Source organism: Streptomyces sp. NPDC087787, from assembly GCF_044743035.1.
Lineage (GTDB): Bacteria > Actinomycetota > Actinomycetes > Streptomycetales > Streptomycetaceae > Streptomyces.
Genome location: NZ_JBIUVQ010000003.1, coordinates 1 through 11,011 on the forward strand (window position 1 = coordinate 1; position 11,011 = coordinate 11,011).

Sequence of the window (11,011 nt, forward strand, 5' to 3'; positions counted from 1 at the left end):
AGTACCAGCTCAAACCACGCGACTGGGCAGCCGCCGCACGCGAGGGCCGCACCATCGCCCCCCTCATCACCAAACTCAACGACATCCGCCGGCGCCACCCCGCGCTGCACCGCCTGCGCAATCTGCGCTTCCACGCCACCGACAACGATGCCGTGATCGCGTACAGCAAGAGCGAGGGGCCGGACACGGTCGTCGTGGTCGCCAACCTCGACCCCCACCACACCCAGGAGGCCACGGTCTCGTTGGACATGCCGCAACTCGGCCTGGACTGGCACGAGTCGATGCCGGTGTGCGACGAGCTCACCGGCGAGACCCACCACTGGGGCAGGGCCAACTACGTACGCCTGGAACCGGGCGAACGGCCCGCGCACGTGCTCCACGTCCAGCGATCGTCCACCTCGTCCGAGATCGGAGGGCCCCCAGCGCCATGACTGTCAACGAGCCCGTCCCTGACATCTTCGAGGACGCCCCGGCCAGGGACCGGGACCCGGAGTGGTTCAAGCGTGCCGTGTTCTACGAGGTCCTCGTCCGCTCCTTCCAGGACAGCAACGGCGACGGCGTCGGCGACCTGAAGGGCCTGACCGCCAAACTCGACTACCTCCAGTGGCTCGGCGTGGACTGCCTCTGGCTGCCGCCGTTCTTCAAGTCACCGCTCAGGGACGGCGGCTACGACGTCTCCGACTACACCGCGGTGCTCCCGGAGTTCGGCGACCTGGCCGACTTCGTGGAGTTCGTCGACGCCGCCCACCAGCGCGGCATGCGCGTGATCATCGACTTCGTCATGAACCACACCAGCGACCAGCACCCGTGGTTCCAGCAGTCCCGCAAGGACCCCGACGGCCCCTACGGCGACTTCTACATGTGGGCCGACGACGACAAGGGCTATCCGGACGCCCGCATCATCTTCGTCGACACCGAGACCTCGAACTGGACGTTCGACCCGGTCCGCGGCCAGTACTACTTCCACCGGTTCTTCTCCCACCAGCCGGACCTCAACTACGAAAGCCCCGCGGTGCAGGAGGAGATCCTGGCCGCCCTGCGCTTCTGGCTGGACCTGGGCATCGACGGCTTCCGGCTCGACGCGGTCCCGTACCTCTACGCCGAAGAGGGCACCAACTGCGAGAACCTCCCCGCGTCCCATGCCTTTCTGAAGCGGGTGCGCAAGGAGATCGACCGGATGTTCCCGGACACCGTGCTGCTGGCGGAGGCGAACCAGTGGCCGGAGGACGTCGTCGACTACTTCGGCGACTACGCCGCCGGCGGCGACGAGTGCCACATGGCCTTCCACTTCCCCGTCATGCCCCGCATCTTCATGGCGGTCCGCAGGGAGAGCCGCTACCCCGTCTCCGAAATCCTCGCCAAGACCCCCGCGATCCCCGCCACCTGCCAGTGGGGCATCTTCCTGCGCAACCACGACGAGCTCACCCTCGAAATGGTCACCGACGAAGAACGCGACTACATGTGGGCCGAATACGCCAAGGACCCCCGCATGCGCGCCAACATCGGCATCCGGCGCCGCCTCGCCACCCTCCTCGACAACGACCGCAACCAGATCGAACTCTTCACCGCCCTGCTGCTCTCCCTGCCCGGCAGCCCGATCCTCTACTACGGCGACGAGATCGGCATGGGCGACAACATCTGGCTCGGCGACCGCGACGCGGTGCGCACCCCCATGCAGTGGACCCCCGACCGCAACGCCGGCTTCTCCTCCTGCGACCCCGGCCGCCTCTACCTGCCCACGATCATGGACCCGGTCTACGGCTACCAGGTCACCAACGTCGAGGCGTCGATGTCCTCGCCCTCGTCGCTGCTGCACTGGACCCGCCGCATGATCGAGATCCGCAAGCAGAACCCCGCCTTCGGACTCGGCTCCTACACCGAACTGCCCTCCTCCAACCCCGCCGTCCTCGCCTTCCTGCGCGAGTACAAGGACGACCTGGTCCTGTGCGTCCACAACTTCTCCCGCTTCGCACAGCCGACCGAACTCGATCTGCGGGTCTTCGAGGGACGCAACCCGGTCGAACTCATCGGCGGAGTGCGCTTCCCGGCCGTCGGGGAACTGCCGTACCTGCTGACCCTGGCGGGCCACGGGTTCTACTGGTTCCGGCTCACCGCCGGCGTCGCATCCCGGACCGGCCGACGCGGGTGAGCGTACGGCCGACGAAAGGAGGCGTGACCATGCCGAAGACCGCATCACTGACGCCGAGCGCCGGGAGCCCGGCCGGGCCCATGACCTCGCTCGGCTCGCTGCTGCGCGAATGGCTGCCGCGACAACGCTGGTTCGCCGGCAAGGACCGGCCCGTCACCGACCTGCGTCTGCTGTCGATGACGGAGCTGTTCCCGGGCTGTCTGCATCTGCTCGTCCACGCCGAGCACGCGGGCGTCGCCTCCGGTCCCGGCACGGTCCCCTCCCCCACCGGCACACCCGCCCCGCCGCCCGCCGACTGCTACCAACTGCTGCTCGGTGTACGGCGGGAGCCGGCCCCACGCCTGCACCGGGCGTTCGTCGGCCGCCCCGAGGAGGGGCCGCTGGCCGGCTTCGCGGTCTACGACGCGCTGTGCGACCCGCGTTCGGCGCAGCTGCTCCTGGAGCGGATGCGCCACCCCGGCACCTTCGGCCCGCTGCACTTCGAGGCGGACGCGTCCGTACCGATCCCCGGCGCCCTGGTGCCCAGGCTGCTGGACGCCGAGCAGTCCAACTCCTCGATCATCTACGGGGACGAGTTCATCCTGAAGGTGTTCCGCCGCATCCAGCCGGGCGTCAACCCGGACCTGGAGGTGCCGTGGGCCCTGGCCGGACAGGACTGCACCCGGGTGCCCGCTCCGGTGGCCTGGTTCCGCACCGCGCAACCGGAACCGGCCACGCTCGGGGTGCTGCAGCCGTTCCTGCGCGACGCCGCCGACGGCTGGACGCTGGCCCTGCGGGCCCTGGCCACCGGTGACGACTTCACCGCCCAGGCACACCAGTTGGGGCAGGCGACCGCGGAGGTCCACCTGGCGCTGGCCGGCGCCTTCCCCACCGGCGCCCACCAGGACATCGCGCGCACCGCCGCGACGATGACCGAGCATCTGGAGGCCGCCGCGCACAGCGTCCCCGCGCTGCGCCCGTACGCGACCCGGCTGCGCACCGCGTTCGCCGCGCTGGCCAGTTGCGACGCCGGGCCGCCCGCCCAGCGCGTGCACGGCGACCTGCACCTCGGGCAGGTGCTGCGGGCCGGGCGGGAGTGGTTCGTCATCGACTTCGAGGGCGAGCCGTCGCGCCCGCTCGCCGAGCGCCGCATCCCCGAGTCCCCGGTCCGGGACGTGGCCGGGATGCTGCGCTCCTTCGACTACGCCGCCCGCCAGCGCCGCCCCTGGCGCCCGGAGTGGGCGCGCCGCTGCCGGGAGGCGTACTGCGCCGGCTACGCCTCGCTGGCCGGCTGGGACCCCCGTAAGAAACACGCCCTGCTGCGGGCCTACGAGACGGACCGTGCCGTGTACGAAGTGCTGTACGAGGCCCGGCACCGCCCCGACTGGCTCGCCGTACCGATGGCGGCGATCGAACGTCTCGCCGTGAGAGGAGGCTGAACCGATGGCACTGCGCGACACGTCACTTCCCGAGCCGTCCGGCCCCGTCCTGCCCGCGGCGGTACAGGCCAGTACGGCTCCGCCGCTCGATCCCGCCGACCGTGAGCGCCTGCTGTCCGGCGCCCACCACGACCCGCACGCGCTGCTCGGCGCGCACCCGGTGCCGGGCGGGATCGCCCTGCGGGTGCTGCGTCCCTTCGCCCGTGCGGTGAGCGCGGTCGTGGACGGCGAGCGGACCCCGCTCGCCTCCGAGGGCGACGGACTGTTCTCGGCCGTACTGCCCCTGGCCGCGATCCCCGAGTACACCCTGGTGGTCGGCTACGAGCAGGACGAGTACGAGGTCCACGACCCCTACCGCTTCCTGCCCGCTCTCGGCGAGCTGGATCTGCACCTGGTCCGGGAGGGCCGGCACGAGCAGCTGTGGCGGGCGCTGGGCGCGGAGCCGATGACCCACCAGGGCGTGACCGGGACCCGGTTCACCGTGTGGGCGCCCAACGCGCGTGGCGTGCGGGTGGCCGGCGACTTCAGCCACTGGGACGGGACCGCCTTCCCGATGCGCTCGCTGGGCGCGGCGGGCGTGTGGGAGCTGTTCCTGCCCGGGATCGGCGAGGGCGCGAAGTACAAGTTCGAGATCACCTCGCAGTACGGCGGCCGGTTCCTCAAGGCCGACCCGATGGCACGGCGCACCGAGGTGCCGCCCGCCACCGCGTCGGTGGTGACGGCCGCGCACCACGAGTGGGGCGACCAGGAGTGGATGGCGCACCGCGCGGACGTGCCGGTGCACGAGGCGCCGTTCTCGGTGTACGAGGTCCACCTTCCGTCCTGGCGACCGGGGCTGACGTACCGTCAGCTCGCCGAGCAGCTCCCGGCCTACGTCAGGGACCTGGGCTTCACCCACGTGGAGCTGATGCCGGTCGCCGAGCACCCCTTCGGGCCGTCCTGGGGCTACCAGGTCACCTCCTACTACGCCCCGACCGCGCGACTGGGCTCGCCGGACGACTTCCGGTACTTCGTCGACGCCTGCCACCGGGCCGGGATCGGCGTGATCATGGACTGGGTGCCGGCGCACTTCCCCAAGGACGACTGGGCGCTGGCCCGCTTCGACGGGGACCCGCTGTACGAGCCGGGGAACGCGCAGCGCGCCGAGCACCCCGACTGGGGGACGTACGAGTTCGACTTCGCCCGCACCGAGGTGCGCAACTTCCTGGTCGCGAACGCCGTGTACTGGTGCGAGGAGTTCCACGTCGACGGCCTGCGGGTGGACGCGGTCGCCTCCATGCTCTACCTGGACTACTCGCGCGACTCCGGCCAGTGGACGCCCAACGCGTACGGCGGCCGGGAGGATCTGGACGCGATGGCGTTCCTCCAGGAGATGAACGCCACCGTGTACCGGCGCGCCCCGGGCGTGGTGACCATCGCCGAGGAGTCGACCGCGTGGGGCGGTGTGACCGCGCCGACCGACAGCGGCGGCCTGGGCTTCGGGCTGAAGTGGAACATGGGCTGGATGCACGACTCGCTCCAGTACATGAGCAAGGAGCCGGTGCACCGCAAGTACCACCACCACGAGATGACCTTCGCGATGGTGTACGCCTACAGCGAGAACTACGTGCTGCCGATCTCGCACGACGAGGTGGTGCACGGCAAGCGGGCGCTGGTGTCGAAGATGCCCGGCGACTGGTGGCAGCGACGGGCGAACCACCGCGCCTACCTGGGCTTCATGTGGGCCCATCCGGGCAAGCAACTGCTGTTCATGGGGCAGGAGTTCGCCCAGGGCGGCGAGTTCTCCGAGGAGCACGGGCCCGAGTGGTGGCTGCTCGACGAGGACCACTGCGCCGCGGGCGACCACCGCGGGGTGCGGGACCTGGTGCGCGACCTCAACACCGTCTACCGGGCCACCCCGGCCCTGTGGCAGCGCGACACCCGGCCGGAGGGCTTCCGCTGGGTGGCCGTGGACGCCGCCGACGACAACGTCTACGCGTTCCTGCGCCTCGACGCGGCCGGCGTCCCGCTCCTCGCGGTGTCGAACTTCTCCCCCGTGGTGCGCGAGGGCTACCGCCTGGACGTACCGGACGAGGTCACCGCGTGGCGCGAGGTGCTGAACACCGACGCCGGCCGCTACGGCGGGGGCGGCGTCACCAACGCGAAGCCACTCGAAACGAAAGGCGGGCCCGAGGAACGGCACATCCGTCTCACGCTGCCACCGCTCGCCACGCTCTGGCTGACTCCGCACCCCGCCTGAGCGGGCCGGGGCACGGGGAAACGGCGCTACTTCCCAGTTCGGGACCCGTGACGTGCGGACCTGGGCTACATTCGATCCGCGTCGACCGAGTCCGTCACCGGCGCAGTCACCTCCGTGAACCCCAGGAGCAGCGCATGCGCGACCTCGCCCTCGCTCCGTCCACTGTCGCCCCGCCGGCCGGTGGGCTCGCGGACAGCGTCTTCGAGACCGCGGAGACCCGTCCCGACCTGCCGGTGCTCGCGCGCCGCGCCGACCCCTCCTCCCCGGTGTGGGAGGAGGTGACCGCCGCGGAGCTGCGGGAGCAGGTGACCGACCTGGCCAGGGGGCTGGTGGCCGCCAGGATCTCGCCCGGCCACCGGGTGGCGATCATGGCCCGCACCCGGTACGAGTGGACGGTCCTCGCGTACGCGCTGTGGGCGGTCGGCGCCGAGGTCGTCCCGATCCACCCGGCCTCCTCGCGCGAGCAGGTCGAGTGGATCCTGCGGGACTCCGAGTGCGTGGCCGTCGTCGTCGAGGACGAGCAGGGCGTGATGACGGTCGGCCCGCTGTGCGCGACGCTGCCCCGGCTCCAGCACGTCTGGCAGCTCGACGCGGACGCGCTGGAGCACCTGGTGGAGCAGGGGGCGGTGGTACCGCCGACCACGGTGAACTCGCTGCGCCGGATCGTACTGCCCGACGCGACCGCGGCGATCGCCTACACCTCCGGCACCACGGGCCGCGCGCTGGGCTGCGCGCTGAGCCACCGCGCGCTGGCGAACCCCTGCGACACGCTGCTGGCAGGCTGGGGGCACACCGCCGCGCCGCCCGGCGAGCAGGCGTCGGTGCTCGCCTTCCTGCCCTTCTCGCACGTGTACGGGCTGATGATCCAGAGCCTGTGCCTGCGCGGCGGCATCCTGATGGGCCACGAGCCGGAGCTGGGCGAGGAGTCGCTCGCGTCGGCGCTGCGCTCGTTCAGGCCGACGTACTTCCACGCCGTGCCCTCCGTCTTCGAGAAGATCTACAAGAACTTCCTGCGCGCGGCCCAGCAGGCGGGGCGCGGCGCGCTGTTCGAGCGGGCGGCCGAAACGGCCCGGGACTTCGCCACCGCGCTGGAGCGGCAGCGGCTGGGCCGCGGCCCGGGTCCTGGCCTTGACCTTCGGCTGCAACACGCCCTGTACGAGCGGACGGTGTACCGCAAGCTGCGGACCGAGCTGGGCGGCAGGGTGGTCCGGGCCACCTCCGGCGGCTCCCCGCTCAGCCGGGACCTGTCCTTGTTCTACGAGGGCATCGGCATCTACGTGCACGACGGATACGGGCTCACGGAGACCGCGGGCGGCATCACCATGCAGCCGCTGGGCCGGGAGAAGTCGGGGACCGTCGGCAGGGCGCTGCCGGGCACGGCGATCGAAGTGGCGGACGACGGGGAGATCCTCGTGCGGGGACCGTCGCTGTTCCAGGGGTACGTGGGCGACGAGTCCGCGACCCGGGCCGTCCTGCACGACGGCTGGCTGGCCACGGGAGACCTCGGCAAGCTGGACACCGAGGGTTATCTCACCATCACGGGGCGCAAGAAGGACATCATCGTCACCAACGGCGGCAAGAGCGTGGCCCCGGCCGCGCTGGAGCAGCGGCTGCGGGCGCATCCGCTGGTCCACCAGGCGGTGGTCGTGGGCGACGACCGGCCGTGCGTGGGCGCGCTGATCACCCTGGACGCGGAGTTCCTGGCCCACTGGCGCGCGGCGCTGGCCTTGCAGGGTGACGCGCCGGAACACGAGGCGCGCGAGGAGAACGCGCTGCGGGAGGAGATCGAGCGGGCGGTCGCCGCCGCGAACAGCGCGGTGTCCCGCTCGGAGTCCATCCGGGTCTTCCGGGTGCTGCCCGCCCCCTTCGACGTGGCGGGCGGGCTGCTCACGCCGTCGATGAAGCTGCGCAGGGACGCCATCGCCGAGCACTACGCGGTCGAGATCGAAGCCATGTACCAGGCGCGGAGCCGCGCCGCGCGCCGGGAGGCCGCGCACGACCCGACGGCCGACTGGGACGAGCCCGACGACGTCTTCCGCTGACGCCTCCCGCCTGCCTTTCCGCTGCCTGCGACGCCCCAAGCGTAGGCTCCTCGCCCCTGGGAACAAGACAGTGGGACGCAAGGGAACGAAAGGACGACAGCCCGGCGACGAGCCCGGGCCGGAAGGCGAGATGGCATTCGAGCCGCGTGGGGACGACACACTGGCCAGCGAGGGCATTCCGAGCCGCACCGCCCGCTTCGCGGGCGAGTTGCACCATGTCACGGGGGCGCGACTCGCCGCGGAGGACTTCCTCGACGAGGTGGCACGGCACGCGCGGCCGGCGGCGCCCGAGCACTGGGACGACATCCTGCTGGTCGTGACGGAACTGGCGGCGAACGCGGTGCAGTACGCGCCGGGCCCGTTCGAGCTTCGGATGCGCCGCACCTTCGACGGGGTACACGTCACGCTCAGCGACACCAGCACCACGCAGCCGGCCCCGCGGCCGTTCCGCCCCAGCCGGGGCGGCGGCGGTATCGGCTGGCACCTGATCCACACCCTGTGCGACCAGGTGAGCGTGGTGGTCAACGATCACGGCAAGGACGTGCACGTCTTCCTGCCCTGGTGAGCCCGGATCACCCGGAGCCCCGGCTGCGGACGGGGTCCGGGCTCGGACGCGGTGTCGGGACCCGCACCGCGGGCCTCGCCGCACCGGCTCAGGCGCTGGTCGCCTCGCGCGGCGGAAGCGCCTGGTAGTAGGCACCCACCCGGGTCAGATACTCCGGGTCCCTGGTCTCGCTGTCGGTCCTGAACCTCGGCGCGGCCTTGATCTGCCCGCGCGAACAGGCCACCGTGATCCTCCGCTCCGCGGAGTCGATGCCGGCGACCATGCCGACCGGCACCATCACGCTCCTGCCGAACACCCACACCCCGGTGTCCACGACCAGGTGCCGCATCCCGGAGCGGCCGCCCTCCCGGTCCACGTGGCCCACGGTGCCGTCGTCGGCGACGACGGTGAAACCGGTCAGGTCCTCTTCCTCGGCGCGAGCGACCTGCGGCGGATACGACCAGATTCTCTCTATGGTCACGCTGCTCCTTCCTCCCCGGGCTGACGTGTCACGAGCGTCGGGCCGACATCCCGGCACATCGGCTCCCACCGCACCAACTACCCTTCTGTGACCACGGCATTCGGCGGGAGGGGTGGGGGAAGCGCGCTCGCCCCGTCCGCTCGGACCGTCGGCTACCGGCCCGGCCCGGTGCTCTCCTCGGGAGGGGAGACGTTCCCGGGCGGGGAAGTGAGCAGTTCCCGCGTTCCGGTCATGTCCAGCAGCCGCTCCAGTACGGCCGGACGCTCGTCCAGGTGGAGCGCGAGACCCGCCTCGTCCGCGAGGCGCCGGATCCGCAGCAGCGCGGACAGGCCGGAGGAGTCGACGCTCCGCAGCCGCGAGAAGTCGAGGCGTATGCCGGCGACCGGGTGCCGTGCCGCATGGCGCCGGGTGAGCGCCACGGTCACCGCGTCCACGAGTTCGCGACTGGTGAGGTAGTCGAGGTCGCCCTCCACGCGTACCGCGACGGCGGCTTGGCGGGTCTCGACGGAGAGGCTGAAGGGTGACGGCGGCATTGTTGTCATACGGGTCTTCCAGGGCCGGGGTCTTCGGGTCGTTTCCGAGAGGAGCGTCATGCCGGACGGCGGCGCCGTGCGCCATGGAGCGCCCTGCGGTCAAACCGTCCGCGTACCCCTGAATCACCAGGTCATGCACCGCGCGCGGGGGCGAATTCACGGGTCCGGATATGGACGCGCGAGTTTTGTTCGGGGCAGGCCGAGTGGGTTAGCCTGCCCCGTATTTCTCATCACGCAGATCCGTGAAATCACGGAAATGCAGCACGTCAGCGGGCCTGCGACGGCCCGATGGAGAGGTGCGAGTCCTCACCGGCGAGGACTCCTGGGGAGCGGGACGAGGGTGCGCATGACCAGCGACAGAACCGAGGTCCTCGACGCCGTGCCGGGCGACCGGGAACTGCGGCAGCTCCTGGCCGGCCTGACGGCCGTGCGGGACGGCGACTTCGGCACGCGCCTGCCGGAGGAAGCCGACGGGCTCATGGGCGACATCGCGACCGTGTTCAACGGCATGGTCGACCAGTTGTCCGTGTTCACCTCCGAGGTCACCCGGGTGGCCCGGGAGGTCGGCACCGAGGGCACGCTCGGCGGTCAGGCGGAGGTGCCGGGGGTTTCGGGAACCTGGGCCGATCTGACCGACTCGGTCAATGCCATGGCGGGCAACCTCACCACCCAGGTGCGTGACATCGCGCAGGTGGCGACCGCGGTGGCCAAGGGCGATCTGTCGCAGAAGATCGACGTGCCCGCGCGCGGTGAGATCCTTCAGCTGAAGGAGACCGTCAACACGATGGTCGACCAGCTCTCCGCGTTCGCCGACGAGGTCACCCGCGTCGCCCGCGAGGTCGGCACCGAGGGACGACTCGGCGGACAGGCCAAGGTGCCCGGAGTGGCGGGTGTGTGGCGGGACCTGACCGACTCGGTCAACTTCATGGCGGGCAATCTCACCGCCCAGGTCCGCAACGTCGCCCAGGTGACGACCGCGGTGGCCAAGGGCGACCTCTCCCAGAAGATCACCGTCGACGCCCGCGGCGAGATCCTCGAACTCAAGAACACCATCAACACGATGGTCGACCAGCTCTCCGCGTTCGCCGACGAGGTCACCCGCGTCGCCCGCGAGGTCGGCACCGAGGGACGACTCGGCGGTCAGGCCGACGTCCAGGGCGTCAGGGGCACCTGGCGGGACCTGACCGACTCGGTCAACTTCATGGCGGGCAATCTCACCGCCCAGGTCCGCAACGTCGCCCAGGTGGCGACGGCGGTCGCCGAGGGCGACCTCTCCCAGAAGATCACCGTCGACGCCCGCGGCGAGATCCTCGAACTCAAGAACACCATCAACACGATGGTCGACCAGCTCTCCGCCTTCGCCGACGAGGTCACCCGCGTCGCCCGCGAGGTCGGCACCGAGGGACGCCTCGGCGGACAGGCCGACGTCCAGGGCGTGTCCGGGACGTGGAAGGACCTCACCGACAACGTCAACGTGATGGCGTCCAACCTGACCGGCCAGGTCCGTTCGATCGCCCAGGTCGCCACGGCGGTGGCCCGGGGCGATCTGTCCCGCAAGATCACGGTCGAGGCCGAGGGCGAGGTCGCGGCCCTGGCCGACGTGAT

At 71.1% G+C, this 11,011-nt stretch carries 9 protein-coding genes; 7 read left to right on the plus strand and 2 right to left on the minus strand.

Annotation, left to right across the window (positions count from 1 at the left end; all coding sequences use genetic code 11):
- From ACIOWN_RS05965 to ACIOWN_RS05990, 6 genes are all read left to right on the plus strand, one after another.
- Window positions 1–431: DUF3459 domain-containing protein (locus tag ACIOWN_RS05965; protein ID WP_401980668.1), on the plus strand; the 431-nt coding region annotated here is incomplete at its 5' end.
- Complete coding sequence (gene treS / locus ACIOWN_RS05970) at window positions 428–2,149, plus strand: maltose alpha-D-glucosyltransferase (protein WP_362357213.1); 1,722 nt, start codon at window positions 428–430, stop codon at window positions 2,147–2,149. The genes ACIOWN_RS05965 and treS, both read left to right, overlap by 4 nt.
- 29 nt (window positions 2,150–2,178) lie before the next feature.
- A complete protein-coding gene (locus ACIOWN_RS05975) occupies window positions 2,179–3,567 on the plus strand; it encodes a maltokinase (RefSeq protein ID WP_401980671.1) in 1,389 nt (462 codons plus the stop codon).
- A 4-nt stretch (window positions 3,568–3,571) separates the two neighbouring features.
- Window positions 3,572–5,806 carry a 1,4-alpha-glucan branching enzyme gene (gene glgB / locus ACIOWN_RS05980; protein ID WP_401980673.1) on the plus strand — a complete coding sequence of 745 codons (2,235 nt, stop codon included), beginning with the start codon at window positions 3,572–3,574 and terminating at the stop codon, window positions 5,804–5,806.
- 134 nt (window positions 5,807–5,940) lie between these two features.
- The gene (locus ACIOWN_RS05985) at window positions 5,941–7,848 is read left to right on the plus strand and encodes an AMP-dependent synthetase/ligase (protein WP_362357207.1); all 1,908 of its coding nucleotides are present in this window, start codon (window positions 5,941–5,943) and stop codon (window positions 7,846–7,848) included.
- A gap of 130 nt (window positions 7,849–7,978) precedes the next feature.
- The gene (locus ACIOWN_RS05990) at window positions 7,979–8,413 is read left to right on the plus strand and encodes an ATP-binding protein (protein WP_362357205.1); all 435 of its coding nucleotides are present in this window, start codon (window positions 7,979–7,981) and stop codon (window positions 8,411–8,413) included.
- 88 nt (window positions 8,414–8,501) lie between these two features.
- Here the strand turns inward: ACIOWN_RS05990 and ACIOWN_RS05995 are convergent, their stop codons facing one another.
- Together ACIOWN_RS05995 and ACIOWN_RS06000 are read right to left on the minus strand one after the other, a co-directional pair.
- Window positions 8,502–8,873 (minus strand): PRC-barrel domain-containing protein, encoded by a 372-nt coding sequence (locus ACIOWN_RS05995; RefSeq protein ID WP_362357203.1) that lies wholly within the window; start codon window positions 8,871–8,873, stop codon window positions 8,502–8,504.
- Between the two features lie 152 nt (window positions 8,874–9,025).
- Window positions 9,026–9,415: an STAS domain-containing protein gene (locus tag ACIOWN_RS06000; protein WP_362357201.1), complete on the minus strand. Its 390-nt coding sequence runs from the start codon at window positions 9,413–9,415 to the stop codon at window positions 9,026–9,028.
- A gap of 337 nt (window positions 9,416–9,752) precedes the next feature.
- Here ACIOWN_RS06000 and ACIOWN_RS06005 point away from each other — a divergent pair.
- The coding region (locus ACIOWN_RS06005; RefSeq protein WP_401980679.1) for a HAMP domain-containing protein at window positions 9,753–11,011 on the plus strand (1,259 nt) is incomplete at its 3' end.